Source organism: Streptomyces sp. SudanB52_2052 (genome assembly GCF_964272415.1).
In the GTDB taxonomy this organism is placed as follows: Bacteria; Actinomycetota; Actinomycetes; order Streptomycetales; family Streptomycetaceae; genus Streptomyces; species Streptomyces olindensis.
Genome location: NZ_OZ186796.1, coordinates 8,544,259 through 8,557,730, shown reverse-complemented (window position 1 = coordinate 8,557,730; position 13,472 = coordinate 8,544,259). Strand labels below are relative to the sequence as shown.

The 13,472-nt window shown below is 70.4% G+C and carries 12 protein-coding genes and 1 pseudogene; 8 read left to right on the top strand and 5 right to left on the bottom strand.

Annotated elements, in window-relative coordinates:
- Window positions 1–31: 31 nt before the first annotated feature.
- From ACSUPV_RS38455 to ACSUPV_RS38440, 4 genes are all read right to left on the bottom strand, one after another.
- Complete coding sequence (locus ACSUPV_RS38455; protein WP_436949597.1) at window positions 32–814, bottom strand: electron transfer flavoprotein subunit beta/FixA family protein; 783 nt, start codon at window positions 812–814, stop codon at window positions 32–34.
- 24 nt (window positions 815–838) lie between these two features.
- Window positions 839–2,014 carry an acyl-CoA dehydrogenase family protein gene (locus ACSUPV_RS38450; protein ID WP_436949596.1) on the bottom strand — a complete coding sequence of 392 codons (1,176 nt, stop codon included), beginning with the start codon at window positions 2,012–2,014 and terminating at the stop codon, window positions 839–841.
- Window positions 2,015–2,151: 137 nt separating this feature from the next.
- Complete coding sequence (locus ACSUPV_RS38445; RefSeq protein WP_436949595.1) at window positions 2,152–3,378, bottom strand: CaiB/BaiF CoA transferase family protein; 1,227 nt, start codon at window positions 3,376–3,378, stop codon at window positions 2,152–2,154.
- A gap of 56 nt (window positions 3,379–3,434) precedes the next feature.
- On the bottom strand, window positions 3,435–3,785 hold the full coding sequence (locus ACSUPV_RS38440) for a Zn-ribbon domain-containing OB-fold protein (RefSeq protein ID WP_031119563.1): 351 nt from the start codon (window positions 3,783–3,785) through the stop codon (window positions 3,435–3,437).
- A 319-nt stretch (window positions 3,786–4,104) separates the two neighbouring features.
- On the opposite strand from ACSUPV_RS38440, the gene ACSUPV_RS38435 reads away from it, so the two are divergent.
- Entirely contained in the window at window positions 4,105–4,788 is a 684-nt protein-coding gene (locus ACSUPV_RS38435) for a hypothetical protein (protein ID WP_436949594.1), read from the top strand.
- On the opposite strand, the gene ACSUPV_RS38430 is transcribed toward ACSUPV_RS38435, so the two are convergent.
- The gene (locus tag ACSUPV_RS38430; protein ID WP_436949593.1) at window positions 4,745–5,329 is read right to left on the bottom strand and encodes a helix-turn-helix domain-containing protein; all 585 of its coding nucleotides are present in this window, start codon (window positions 5,327–5,329) and stop codon (window positions 4,745–4,747) included. The two genes, ACSUPV_RS38435 and ACSUPV_RS38430, sit on opposite strands and share 44 nt — an antisense overlap.
- A gap of 166 nt (window positions 5,330–5,495) precedes the next feature.
- On the opposite strand from ACSUPV_RS38430, the pseudogene ACSUPV_RS38425 reads away from it, so the two are divergent.
- The 7 genes and pseudogenes from ACSUPV_RS38425 to ACSUPV_RS38395 all read left to right on the top strand — a co-directional run.
- Window positions 5,496–5,647, top strand: a pseudogene (locus ACSUPV_RS38425) (EamA family transporter); the annotation flags it as partial.
- 43 nt (window positions 5,648–5,690) lie between these two features.
- Window positions 5,691–6,059: a hypothetical protein gene (locus ACSUPV_RS38420; protein ID WP_436949592.1), complete on the top strand. Its 369-nt coding sequence runs from the start codon at window positions 5,691–5,693 to the stop codon at window positions 6,057–6,059.
- A gap of 31 nt (window positions 6,060–6,090) precedes the next feature.
- On the top strand, window positions 6,091–6,798 hold the full coding sequence (locus tag ACSUPV_RS38415) for a B3/B4 domain-containing protein (RefSeq protein WP_436949591.1): 708 nt from the start codon (window positions 6,091–6,093) through the stop codon (window positions 6,796–6,798).
- Window positions 6,799–7,093: 295 nt separating this feature from the next.
- The gene (locus ACSUPV_RS38410) at window positions 7,094–7,606 is read left to right on the top strand and encodes a hypothetical protein (RefSeq protein WP_051648327.1); all 513 of its coding nucleotides are present in this window, start codon (window positions 7,094–7,096) and stop codon (window positions 7,604–7,606) included.
- A 22-nt stretch (window positions 7,607–7,628) separates the two neighbouring features.
- Window positions 7,629–8,615, top strand: coding sequence for a hypothetical protein (locus tag ACSUPV_RS38405; protein WP_436949590.1), 987 nt, complete (start codon window positions 7,629–7,631; stop codon window positions 8,613–8,615).
- A 151-nt stretch (window positions 8,616–8,766) separates the two neighbouring features.
- A complete protein-coding gene (locus ACSUPV_RS38400; RefSeq protein WP_436949589.1) occupies window positions 8,767–9,042 on the top strand; it encodes a hypothetical protein in 276 nt (91 codons plus the stop codon).
- Between the two features lie 36 nt (window positions 9,043–9,078).
- Window positions 9,079–13,452 carry a Tat pathway signal protein gene (locus ACSUPV_RS38395; protein ID WP_436949588.1) on the top strand — a complete coding sequence of 1,458 codons (4,374 nt, stop codon included), beginning with the start codon at window positions 9,079–9,081 and terminating at the stop codon, window positions 13,450–13,452.
- The last annotated feature ends 20 nt before the right edge of the window (window positions 13,453–13,472 follow it).

The following is a 13,472-nucleotide window of genomic DNA, read 5'->3' as shown; positions in this document are numbered from 1 at the left end:
TTCGGGGCGTTCCAACGAGCCTTCGGTGCGTTCAGACGAGCTTTTGGGCGATCAGGTAGTCGGCGATCTGCCGACCGGCCGAGCCGTCGTCCGTGATCCGGACCCCGGCGGCCCGAGCCGCACGCGGGACGGCCTCCAGCACCTGGGTGCGGGTGACGAGGAAGCCGGTGACGTCCGCGTCGGGGAACAGGTCGTCGAGACCGACCGTCTCCACGGGCTTCTTCTTGGCGGCCATGATCCCCTTGAAGGAGGGGTAGCGCGGCTCGTTGATCTTCTCGGTGACGCTGACCAGCGCGGGCAGCGGCGCGTCGAGCGTCGCCTCGCCGCGCTCGGTCTCGCGTTCCGCGCGCACCCGGTCCGCCGTCACGTGCAGTTGCCGCACCTGCGTCAGCTGGGGCAGGCCGAGCAGGTCCGCGACGACGGCGGGGACCGCGCTCGCCTGTCCGTCGGTCGTGGCGTTGCCGGCCAGGACGAGGTCGACGTCCTCGACCGTGCGCACGGCGGCAGCGAGCACCTTCGCGGTGGTCACCACGTCGGCGCCCCGGAGCCTGTCGTCGCAGATGTGGATCCCGCGGTCGGCCCCCATCGCCAGCACTTTACGGACGGCGTCGAGCGCGGAGTCGGGTCCCATGGACACGACGATGACCTCGGCACCGGCCGTCTCCTTGAGCGTGAGGGCCTCCTCCGCCGCGCGCTCGTTGATCTCGTCCAGGACGAGGTCGGCGCCCTCGCGATCGAGGGTGTGGTCGGTCTCCGACAGGGTGCGTCCGGCGCCGCTGTCGGGGACTTGTTTGACGAGTACGACGATGTTCACATGCGTCTTCCTTCGCCGGGCCGGTCAGCGGAACGCCGGGTGGCCGGTGATCGCCTGGCCGACGACCAGGGTGTGCATCTCGTTGGTGCCCTCGTAGGTGAGGACGGACTCCAGGTTGTTGGCGTGGCGCAGCGGCGAGTACTCCAGGGAGACGCCGTTGGCGCCGAGCACGCTGCGGCACTCCCGGGCGATGGCGATCGTCTCCCGGACGTTGTTGAGCTTGCCGACGCTGATCTGCTCGGGCCGGATGCGGTGTTGGTCCTTCAGGCGGCCCAGGTGCAGGGCGAGCAGGGCGGCACCGCCCAGGGACACGGTCATGTCGGCGAGCTTCTTCTGGGTGAGCTGGAAGGCGCTGATCGGCTTGTCGAACTGCACGCGGGAGTCGGCGTACTCGATGGCCGCCTGAAGGGCGTCACGGGCCGCGCCGACCACGCCGAACAGGATGCCGAAACGGGCCTCGTTCAGGCAGGACAGCGGTCCGCGCAGTCCCTCGGCGAGTGGCAGCCGCGCCGAGTCGGGCAGCCGGACGTCGTCGAAGTACAGCTCCGAGGTGATCGACGCGCGCAGCGACATCTTCTGCTTGATGTCCTGCGTCGTGAAGCCGGGCGTGCCACGCGGGACGAGGAAGCCCCGGACGCCGTCCTCGGTCTGCGCCCAGACGGTGGCCACGTCGGCGATGCCGCCGTTGGTGATCCACATCTTGGAGCCGTTGAGGATCCAGTCGCCGCCGTCCCGGACGGCCCGGGTGCGCATCCCCGCGGGGTTGCTGCCGAAGTCGGGTTCGGTCAGGCCGAAGCAGCCGATCGCCTCACCGGCGGCAAGCCGGGGCAGCCATTCCTGCTTCTGCTCCTCCGAACCCCACTTCCAGATGGAGTACATGGACAGCGAGCCCTGCACGGAGACGAAGCTGCGGAAGCCCGAGTCGGCGGCTTCCAGCTCCAGGCAGGCCAGACCGTAGGAGACGGCGTTGGTGCCGGCGCACCCGTAGCCCTCCAGGTGCATGCCGAGCACGCCCAGCTTGCCCAGCTCCGGGGCGAGTTCGCGGGCGAAGTGGGCGTTCTCGAACCACTCGCCGATGTGCGGGCGGACCCGCTCGGCGAGGAACCGGGCGACGGTGGCCTGGATCTCCCGCTCCTCGTCCGAAAGGACGGAGGCGATGTCGAGCAGGTCGAGGGGGTCCTTCAACGGCTTGCCGCTCATGGCGAGCTCCTTGGTGGCTGGGGGTGTCGGGTGGTGGTCCACACGGGTGTCGGGTGGTGGTGAACAGGGGTGTCGGGTGGTGGTGAGGGGTGTGGCGTGCGGTACGGCCGTCGGGCCGGCCGGCGTCCGCCCGCGGGTCACGCCGGGGCGTTGCCGTCGAGGTCGTCGAGGATCTCGACGGTGTGCTGTCCCAGCAGCGGCGGGGGCAGCAGGTACCGCGCGGGGGTCGCGCTCAGCGCGACGGGATGCGCGACCTGGCGGGCGGGCCTGCCGGTCGCTCCGTCGGTGCCCGGGTCGGGGATGTCGACGATGCCGGGCAGGCCGAGCCGCCGGGCGAAGGCGAACGCCTCGTCGAGGCCGTTGACCGCGCCGGCCGGTACCCCGGCGGCCAGTAGGACGGTCGACCAGTGGTCGGCGCCGCCGCCGCTCAGCAGCCGGGTCAGGGTCTCCCGCAGCTCGGTGCGGTGGGCGACCCGGTCGGTGTTGGTGCGGAACCGGTCGTCGTCGGCGAGGCCGGGCTCCCCGAGCGTCTCGGCGAGCACCGCGAACTGCTTGTCGTTGCCCACCGCGAGGGCGATGGGGCGGTCGGCGGTCGGGAACGTCTCGTACGGGGCGATGCTCGGGTGCGCGTTGCCCAGCCGCCCGGGGACGACACCGGCGACGGCGTACGCCGAGGCCTGGTTGACCATCGCGGACAGCAGCGAGCCGAGGAGGTTGACCTCGACGAGTTGCCCCTGCCCGGTGGCGTCCCGGTGCCTCAGGGCCGCGAGGATGCCGAGCGAGGCGTGCAGTCCGGTGATCACGTCGACCAGGGCCACTCCGGCTTTCACCGGCTCCCCGTCCGCGGTCCCGGTCACGCTCATCAGGCCGCCGACGGCCTGCACGAGCAGGTCGTAGCCGGGGATCGTCGCGCCCGCGCCGCTGCCGAAACCGCTGATGGAGCAGTAGACCAGCCGCGGGTGCCGCACGAGGAGGTCCTGGTGGCCGAGGCCCAGCCGCTCCATCGTGCCGGGGCGGAAGTTCTCCACCACCACGTCGCAGTCGGCGACCAGGGCGCGCGCCTGTGCGCGACCGGCCCGCGTGGCCAGGTCCAGCACGACCGACCTCTTGTTCCGGTTGACGCTCAGGAAGTAGGTGGAAGTGCCGTCGTGGTCCGTGGGAGGGTGCCAGGCCCGGGTGTCGTCCCCGCTGCCCGGCCGTTCGACCTTGATGACGTCGGCGCCGAGGTCGGCGAGGAGCATGGTGGCGTAGGGGCCCGCGAGGACCCGGGAGAAGTCGGCGATGCGCAGGCCCTCCAGGGCTCCCCGCCCGGTTCCGCCGAGCGCGTCGTCCGGTCCGTCCGGCGTCTGGTGCTGGGTGCTCACGCACCCTCCTCTCTGATCGTCCCGCCCGGTCGTGGCCCCTCCGGAGCCGGATCCCGTCACGTCCAGCGCTCCAGGAGCGCTGCCGGGTGGGCGAGTTCCACGACGGGCAGCCCCTGGTCGAGGGGGTCGACCGACCGTACGAGCGTCACCCGTGCGCCCACCGCGACGACGACCGGTGATGTGCCGGCGACCTGGCAGAGCAGGTTGAAGCCCTCGTCCATCGCAACGAACCACGTGTTGTGCTGGGCGTGGCCGTTGCGGCGCACGACGACTCCGGTGCCCGCGCTGCGCTCTTGGTGGAAGGCCATGGCGCCGCAGACACGGCAGAACGAGCGGCGGTAGGCCGGGGTGCCGCACCACAGGCAGCGCTGGAAGAAGAGTTCGCGGCGGGTGTCTGTCTGGAGCATCACGGCCTCCTGCTCGCGGTCGGTGACCGGACGGATCGGGATCCGATGTCTCCCTCACCCTGGCCCCGCCACGGAAAGCCGGTCAACGACGAGTTGACGCATCTTTGTGCGCGGAAAACGATCCGTTCGCCGAGGTCGGAGCGGGTTTCACGGCACTACCCTCGACGCCGGCGCACCGGGGCTCCTCCTCGGGGCTCGCCGCCCCTCGGCCACCGGACGGAGCGGGTTCAGCCCTGGGGTCGATCCTGGGAGGCCGACGTGACTGGGATCTTCATGCGGAAAGGGCCGAGCACCAGTCCGTCGAAACCGGGGACCGCCCATGCAGCCGCACCCGCACGCACCCGTCACCACCCGCACCGGACGCTTCCGCGCCGCGTGGCGGTCCGCCCACGAGCCCGTCGCCGGAGTGTCGCGGCGGATACGGCTCGTCGCCTACGCCGTTCCGCTGACGGTCCTTCCGTCCGGCGTCTGGCGGCTCCCGGCCGCGTTCGGCGACGGCCTCGGACCCGGCGAACGGGCGTACGTCATCTTCCTGTCGGTCGTCTCGGAACTCTTCGCTTTCACCGCGATCGGCCTGATCGCCCGCTGGGGTGAGGTGTTCCCGGGCTGGGTCCCGTTCCTGCGGGGCCACGAGGTGCCGAGGACGGCGGTGCTCCTCCCGGCCGCCTGCGGGGCCACGGTCCTCACCCTCCTGTTCACGTGCCTGTTCACCGTCTCCGAGCTGAGGGGCACCACGGTCCGGGGCGACGACCTGCCGCCCGACGCCCCGGGCCAGGCTTCCGGCTGGGAAGCCGCCTGGTTCTACGTCTGTTACGCGCCACTGCTCCTGTGGGGGCCGCTGCTGGCGGTGCTGACCGTCGCGTACGGGAAGCGGCGTTCGACGCGGCGCCGTGCGGGCACGGTCCGGCGGTCGGGTCAGGAACGGCCGGGTGAATGCGGCTCCGGATGCGCCGAGCCGGTCAGGCCGTCCCGGTGGGGCCGGGCGGCAGGTGGACCGTCATGATCAGGTGGCACGTCCCGGTGCCGGAGCCGCGGTAGGTGTGCGGGGTGTCCCCGTCGAACGTGGCGGTCTGGCCGGCTTCCACGGTGTGTTCGGTGCCGTCGACTACCAGGGTCATCCGGCCGGAGGTGACACTGACGGTCTCCACCACTCCGGCCTGGTGGGGATGGCTGGGGTATTCCTCGTCCGGCTCCAGGCGCCAGCGCCAGACCTCGACCGGGGCCGGGCCCGACGTCGTCAGCATGAGCCGGGCCTCGCCGCCGTGTTCTCCGGTCCACAGCGGTGCGACGGCGTCGGCGGCCACGACGCGGACGCGGCCTTCGGACGGTCCCTGCATCAGGGCGGACACCGAGATGCCGAGGGTGTCGGCCAGCCGGACCAGTGTGGCCAGGTTGGGGTTGCCCTGGGCTTTCTCCAAGGCCACCAGGGCCCCCTTGCTGACCTGGGCGCGGCGGCCGAGCTCCTCCAGGGACAGGCCCGCGCGGGTGCGAGCGGTCCGGACGTTGTGCGCGACCGTCCGCAGGGCTGCGCCTGTCTCGGCCATCTGTCTCTCCTCACCGATGGGTCATCGGAATGCACCGCGCGGTCGTTCGGTTGACATGGGCTGGTCGTTACGTTGTACGGTGCGGTCGTTCCAATGGTACTAGGGGATGTGCTGTGATCGCTCTGCTGCTGGGTCTGGGCAGCTCACCACCCGTCGCCGGCGCGGGCTGGGCTCGGAGCCGCTCGCGTACGCGATGTCGGCGGCCGCGGGTGTGCTGGACTCCTTGGCAAACCTGCTGTTCCTGCTCGCCGCGCGTGGCGGGGACCTCACCGTCGTGTCGTGATCACCGTCCTCTACCCGGCCGGCACGGTCAGCCTCCCGCCCTGACCTGAACAGGCCCGCACGACCAAGGAGAAAAGCAATGCTGGTCCACCCCTGGGACGCCGGTCTGGACGAAGCCGAGTGGCAGGCCTGCCACGCCACCATCGTCGACGACCCCGAGGCGAAGGCCGAGTTGCTGCGCCGCCAGCTCGCTCACTTCCAGCCCGACGGCGACCACGGCCCCGTGGCCGTCGACCAGCCGCCCTACGGCCGGATACTGTCCGGCATCCGCGGGCTGCGTCTGGAAGTCACCGACGTGCGGGCCAAGTTCAAGTACGACGACCACAAGCCCGTCGAACACCGCAGCACTGTCGCCGAGCGCCTCACCGAGCGGGGCCAGGGTCTGGACGTGCCCACCGCACGCCGGCAGTTGCGCCGTCTCGACCGCATCGGTCCCTGGAAGTCTTGACTCCCTCCGACAGGAAATGGAAACGCCACCCATGCCCGCCTTCCGCATCGCCCCCGCCGTCGCGGACGCCTTCCCCGACACCCTCATCGCCGTGGTCACCGCCACCGGTCTGCGCGGCCGGGAGTCCTGGCCGCACACCGCCGCGGCCGTGGAGGAACTGGAGCAGCAGCTCGCCGACGGCACCTGGCAGCCCGCCGACGAGAGCGACCCCCGCATCGAGGCCTGGCACACCGCCTACCGCTCCTTCGGCACCAACCCGCGCCGCATCCGCCCCAGCGTCGACGCGCTCGGCCGCCGCCTCGCCAAGAAGGGGACGCTGCCGCGCATCAACCCGGCCGTCGACTCCTACAACACCGTGTCCGCACGCCACGGCCTGCCCGCCGGCGCCTTCGACCTGGACCACGTCACCGGCGACGTCGACATCCGCCACGCCGACGGCACCGAGACCTTCACCCCGCTCGGCGAACCCGACACCGTCGAACACCCTAAGCCCGGCGAGATCATCTACGCGGACACCAGCGGCGTCCTGACGCGTCACTGGAACCACCGCGACGCCCACCGCACCCGCGTCACCGAGGACTCCACCCACGTCGCCTTCGTCCTCGAAACGCTGCACGCCACCCGCGACGGCGCCCTCCTCAAGAGTGCGGCGGAGGAACTGCGGGGCCTGCTCACCCCACACGCCGACCGGACCACCGTGCACTACCTCGACCCGGCACAACCCGACACCGAGCAGTAACCCCGCACAGCCCGGCCCCGATAACCACCATGGCACCGGCGGGACCTGATCCGATTTCAGCAATGAGCCGGTAAGGCCCAGCAAACAGGCTGTCCTCTTCACCCAGGAAATCGCAAAGCACATCGATTTCCGCCGGGACGCGGTAGTAGCTTCCGGACGGCTCGCGATCTTCACACGGAATTCTTGGAATCCCGCTGCCATGGGGGCACACCGCGAGTCCGGCGACCGGGGCTGCCCAGTCGCCTGATCAGGTCCGGCGCAGCCGCGGCACGCCGGCAATCGGGGAGGGGACACAGTGAAGTTCATCAAGCTGCGCGCGAGAACCGCGGCCGGGGCGTTCGCCGTCACGGCTGCGGCCGTACTCGCCACGGCGGCACCGGCCCAGGCGGCCACCTACAACGTCACCGACAACTGTGACGTGCCCTGGATCAACTGCACCGAGGGCGACCTGTGGCTGCTCTACAACTCCACGGCCTACGCCGTCCAGGACGGCCAGTACGTCACGAGCTGGGCGGAGTTCTACGGCAACGTCTCCGACTACTGGGGGACCAGCCAGTACCAGGGTTCGACCCTGACGACCTACCGCTACGTCTTCAACGGCAACGGCAACGGGGCCTGGCAGTACGTCAAGAACAACGCCGCCTCGGTGCAGAACTGCTCCGAAGTCGACAACTACCGCGTCTACTACAACTCCGGATACGAGGGCCACTCCCAGTACTTCGCGCACCGGGAACCGTACGGCGACTGCGTTCTCACCAATCTCGACTCGACGCTGAAGAACGAGAACGCCTCCGAGCACTTCGCCTGACCCTCACTCAAGGAGCCCCTCGATGAGCACGCGCCGTACCGCGGCCCGGCTGGCGGCCGCCGCCGCCACCGCCGCCCTGATCACCTCCTGCTCCGCCGGCCACGACACCGTGGAGAAGACCCCCGGGCGTCCCAGGACCGCACCGGTCGCCGACGCCGGTTCGAACATCGACAAGAGCGCCTGGCCCAAGGCCGTCCCCGACACCGGCCTGGCCAAGGGACTCTCCCTGCCCCTGCAGGCCTACATGCAGACCTACGAGGACACCGTCACCCTCGACAACGCCGAGCGCCACCTGGAAACCTCCTGCATGGCCGGCTACGGCTTCCACGTCACGTTCCCCCCGGCGGGCCAGACCCCGCCGCCCAGCGCCGACGACGCCAACATGCCCCGCCGCTACGGCATCACCGACCGTGCCCTCGCGGAGAAGTACGGCTACGGGCTGCCCGAGGAGAGCCAGAGGCAGCAGGGCACCAAGATGCCCGACCTCACCCAGGACCAGGTCGAGGTCCTCACCGGCCGCACCGGTATCCGGGGGAACCTCGCCGACCCGGCACCGAAGGCGGCGCCCGGCTCCTACCGGGGCAAGCAGATCCACAAGGACGGATGCGCGGGCTGGGCCGACGACCGGCTCGGCACCCGCGACCTCGACTTCTCGCTCCTCTCCGAGCTCGACGGCCGAAGCCTCACCCAGTCGCAGGCCGCGCCCGCCGTCCAGAACGCCATCACCGCCTGGTCGACGTGCATGGGCACCAAGGGATACACCGTCGCCACGCCGTACGACGCGGACAAGGTCGTCCCTCACGTTGACATGAACCCGTCCCAGGAGGAGATCAACGTCGCCCTCGCGGACATCGACTGCAAGAAGGCGACCGACCTCGTCCGGATCTGGTTCGACGCGGAATCGACGATCCAGAGACAGCAGATCGAGGACCACAGAAGCGAACTCGACGCCCTGCGCGCCCGCAACACCGACGCGCTCGCGGCGGCGAAGACGGCGCTGAACGGCTGACCGGTGCCAGCCGCGCGCCGCGTTCTGGCCGGAGCCGCCGTGGCCGCCGCACTCGCCGGTGCGGTCGTCTACGGCGGCCTCCGCTTCGCCGACAGCATGACCGTCCCAGTACGGCTACGGCACCCCCATCGCCCGCGCCGCCCACGGGGACGTGATCGCCTACGCCCCGCACCACGAGGCTCAGCGGATGCTCACGATCCCGCTCACCCTCACCAACCACGCGGCCGAACCAGCCTCCTACCGCGTGATCGTGACCGTCACGGTCACCGCGGGAGACGCGGCCGGAGTCACCGACAGCGCGGTCGTCTCCAGCGACGGGCCGCTTCCCCCCACGGCCACGATGAGCGCCGAGGCCGACTTCCAGAGTCTCGGCGCCGTCCCTTCCAGCGGACTCGACGTCCGTATCGCCCAGGTAGAGAAGGAATGAGGAAGCCAGGTGACCACCGGCTGCAGAAGAACCGCGGTGACGGTCCTCTCCGTCATCGCAGCCCTGACCGGACTCATACAGGCCCAGCCCGCCATGGCCCGGCCCGCCGCCCCCGCCCAGACGTCCACTCCTTCCCCCGGCGCCCTCGGCGGAGGTGTGAAGAACCCTGACAGTGTCCTCGGCCACGGGTGGAAGACCGCGACCGACCGGGCCGTGACCGCCGCCGCCGACAGCGACGGCCTCCACCTCCTCGTCGCCGACAGCGGGAACGCCTACGCCTGGCGGACGGCCGCCGTCCTGAGCGAACCCCGGCTCCCGGCCGACACCTGGATCGGCAACCAGTGCGTCATGGACGGCCACCACGCGGCCGTCGCCTACGCACCCCGCACCTTCACCAACCACCAGGACACGATGCTCGGCGGGGCGTTCACCGCGATCGTCGACCTCGACAACGGCAGCGTCACCAAACTGCCGTTCAACGCCTCCCTGGCCTACTTCGACCCCTCCTGCGACCCGGCCACGCGCACCGCCGTCTTCACCGCCTACCGTGGCGGCAAGACCCGCCTGGTCACGGTGAACACCCACGGCGAGACCCTCGCCGACACCACCGCGAAGGGCCAGATCACCTCGCCCGTACCCACCAGGGACGGTGTGGTCGCGGCCGCCGGCAACCGGCTCGTCCACGTCGACCGGCACGGGAAGACCGAGAAGCTCGCGGCCACCCGGCACGCCCCCTACGGCATCCACGTGAGGGCCGACGGCACGGTCAGCTACCTCGACCGCGCCGATGACACCAAGGCGAACGTCAAGACGTACGCCCATGGCAGGACGGCCACCGTCGCCGGCGGCAGGCTCACCGCGATGAACCTCCGCCAGGGCGCCGACGGCACCGTCTTCCTCACCGGCCACGCCACCCCCGGCAAGAACTTCAAGGCCAGTGGCATCAAAGCCCTGAGCGTCTCACCCGACGCGGATGTCTCCAGCCACGGGCGCCTCGCCGTCGACCCGGTCGTGTCCCCGGCCGTCCAGGCCGGCCTGGACCACATCGCCGACGCGGGCAGGAACTTCACCGCGCCGAAAACCAAGGAACCGGCGGCCAAGCGGGAACACGGCACCACCAGCCACGTCCTGACCATCACCGGCACGGCGGCGGCCACCGGCGAGCGCACCGAGCAGACCGCTCCGGCGCCCGCCACGACAGCGGGCGGCACGACCTCGCCGTCGCTGACCGGCTCCACCCAGCCGCAGCTGACGACGATGAGCATGATGACCACCGCCGACAGCACCAGCATCGAGCACAACCCCGTCGACACCGACCGCTGGTGCTCGGTACCCCGCAACGACGTCGACACCCAGGCCCTCCAGCCGACCCCCAACCAGGTCGAGTGGGCGGTGGACATGGCCGTCCGGGGCGACCTGCGCTCCGGCTACCTCGCCCAGGGCGGCTGGCGCTCCCAGACCGGGATCGGCACCATCGACCCGCAGGGCATGTTCCCCGTCCCGACGCTCAACACCGGCGGACGCATCCCCGCCCAGGTCGAACTGGGCATCCTCGCCCAGGAGTCCAACCTGTGGCAGGCCGAGTCCGGCGCCATCCCGGGCCAGATGGGCAGCCCGCTCGCCGCCGTGGACGGCTTCTACGGCCACCAGAGCGGCGGCTCCCTCGCCACCTACTGGACGATCAACTGGAACGAGTCCGACTGCGGCTACGGCGTCGGCCAGGTCACCGACGGCATGCGCATGGCCGGGCACGAGAAGACCGGCGAGACCGCTCTCGCCCCCGAGCAGCAGCGGGCCGTCGCCATCGACTACGCCAGCAACATCGCCGCCTCGCTGCACATCCTCGCCGACAAGTGGAACGAGGTCCACGAGAGCGGCCAGACGGTCACCGTCAACAACGACGACCCCGCCAAGCCCGAGAACTGGTTCACCGCCGTGTGGAACTACAACCTCGGCTTCAACAAGGCGGCCGACGCGGGAACCAACGGCAACTGGGGCCTGGGCTGGTACAACAACCCGGCCAACCCCGTCTACCCGCCCAGCCGGCTCGCCTTCATGGACACCGACCTCGACAGCGACGCCAACCAGGACGCGGCCCACCCGCAGTACTGGCCGTACGAGGAGAAGGTGATGGGCTGGGCCGCCTGGTCCATCGACACCGGCCACTCCTACGCCACCTCCGGCCGCCAGGACTGGCCCGGCGAGTCCGGTTTCTCCTCCGCGGGCTTCTACCCCGCCTGGTGGAACACCACCGCCGAGCGCTCCGCGATCAAGCCGCCGCTGGACACGTTCTGCAACACCCACAACGGCTGCGACGTGGCCAACCCGCCGGACTGTCCGGACGCCACCTGCTACACCCAGTACTGGTGGCACGAGTCGAACGCCACCTGGAAGGCCGACTGCGCCTCCACCTGCGGCAACGAACACATCAAGTACGTCACCCTGATCAGCGAGCCCGGACGCGGCTACCGCCTCCAGTACGGCACGCCCGTGTGCAGCGGGGCGCCCGCCAACTCGGTGGTGGTCGACGACGTCCCTTCGGGCACGAACACCTGGAGCAGTTGCGGAACGACCACGACCGGCGGCTCGTTCCAGTTCACCTTCTACCCCGACCCGAACGCCACCGGCCCGGGGCTCGGGCAGTACGACGCCAAGGCCGACCTGCACCAGATCGGCGGCGGCTACCAGGGCCACTTCTGGTACGCGCACACCCGTGACGCCGCCCATCTGGGCGGTCCCGGCGGGCGTATGACGGTGCTGGGCACGTGGAGGATGAACGGACCCGTGGCCGAGAAGCAGGCCATGATCTACGTCCACGTCCCCGACACCGGCGCCCAGACCCACGAGGCCGTCTACAAGATCAACACGGCCTGGGGTGAGGCCAAAGTCCGCCTCGACCAGAACGCCAACGAAGCCGACAAATGGGTGTCCCTGGGCGCGTACCGGTTCAACGACAACACCCCGCAGGTCACCCTGGCGAACTCCACCGGCACCGGATCCGGCGACGAGGACGTCGCCTGGGACGCCGTCGCCTTCGTGCCCGGCGACTACGGCATCAGCGAGGACCGTCCCGTCGACCTGACCCTGCCCACCCCGGTCGAGACCGCCGCCAACCCCGACCTGCTCGACCAGCCGGTCAGCGACGAGGCCACCGCCCCGCTCAAGGGGGAGGCCTCCAACCCCGCCGCGGACGGCAGCGTGGTGCCCCACGTCAGCAGCCACGGCGTGGCCACCTGGTGCGACGACGGCAGAATCGTCGCCCGCGCCACCCGCACCATCGAGTGCGAGAACCGCGTCGTGCCCTACTACCTGCGCGTGGACGGAGCGGTGAAGGCCACCGCCTACTTCCAGTTCCAGCGCACCATCGAACTGACCGGTACCAACTCCTTCACCGAGCACCTCAGCGTGGCCGGGCAGAGCATCCCGCCGGACTTCGCCATGATCCAGCTCGCCGTCAACCAGCACGTGTGCGAGTCCCCGTGCAACCCCGTCGAGGCAGGCATGAGCGCATGGCAGGGAAGCACCACCTGGACGGCCGGTGACACCCACGAGGCGTCGATCACCTCGTCCTACACCTGGCCCACCGCCACCAGCGGCAAGACCTACTTCTTCCATCCGGACGTCAAGATCGACGGCGATGTGTACCCGTCGGACGACACCGTCCCGTACCAGACCACCGGCTACCAGTGGAGCGCGAGCACGACGAGGGCGACCGACCTCGACACGGTCCGCTGCGACACCGTCGTCGACACCGCCGGAGGCTGCGTCTTCTCGAACTACGCCCCCACCTACACCTTCAACGCGGCCAAGAACCCCCAGGCCGCCGCGCACGCCTGGCTGATCCAGACCTTCTCGCCCAGGCACCCCGGGTCCGAGGCGACCGGACAGCCGCTGTACTACCTGGGCGACAGCAGCCAGGTCAGCAGGAACCGGGGCCGTATGTGCCCGACGGGGTGGGCCTCCGACAACGGCGACCCGAGCGCCCTGGACGGGCCGTCCGACGTGGCGCTCAACTGCGACGAGTTCGCCTTCGGCGCCAGCTACAACAGCGGCGGCATGAGTGCCGCCGAGGGCGGGATCAACCCGGCCGTCCCCGACGACAGCACCACCGGGACACCGAGCGGGTCGGCGTGTATCGAGACCTACGCCACCTCGGTCAACGGCACCATGCATCTGTACAACCTCAACGGGAGCGTCCCCACCTGGACCGAGGTCTGCGGGCGGTCGGCCATCTCCGACCGGGACAACCAGGACTCCATGTCACCCTTCGGAGGGGCCTACGGGTTCAGCAAGAAGATGCGTCTCATGGACAAGGACGCCTACTGGCTCGACACCGCCACGAGTGGGAACTGCGGTTCCCGCAACGTCAACTCGACGTCCGTCAGGTGCACCCTGACCGCCACGAACTGAGCTGCGCGGGGCCGTCCCTC

Excerpts from the sequence above, each read along its gene's own strand:
- ACSUPV_RS38450 (WP_436949596.1), bottom strand. The coding sequence starts at position 2,014 with ATGAGCGGCAAGCCGTTGAAGGACCCCCTCGACCTGCTCGACATCGCC.
- ACSUPV_RS38440 (WP_031119563.1), bottom strand. The coding sequence starts at position 3,785 with ATGCTCCAGACAGACACCCGCCGCGAACTCTTCTTCCAGCGCTGCCTG.
- ACSUPV_RS38435 (WP_436949594.1), top strand. The coding sequence starts at position 4,105 with ATGCAGCCGCACCCGCACGCACCCGTCACCACCCGCACCGGACGCTTC.
- ACSUPV_RS38430 (WP_436949593.1), bottom strand. The coding sequence starts at position 5,329 with ATGGCCGAGACAGGCGCAGCCCTGCGGACGGTCGCGCACAACGTCCGG.
- ACSUPV_RS38420 (WP_436949592.1), top strand. The coding sequence starts at position 5,691 with ATGCTGGTCCACCCCTGGGACGCCGGTCTGGACGAAGCCGAGTGGCAG.
- ACSUPV_RS38415 (WP_436949591.1), top strand. The coding sequence starts at position 6,091 with ATGCCCGCCTTCCGCATCGCCCCCGCCGTCGCGGACGCCTTCCCCGAC.
- ACSUPV_RS38405 (WP_436949590.1), top strand. The coding sequence starts at position 7,629 with ATGAGCACGCGCCGTACCGCGGCCCGGCTGGCGGCCGCCGCCGCCACC.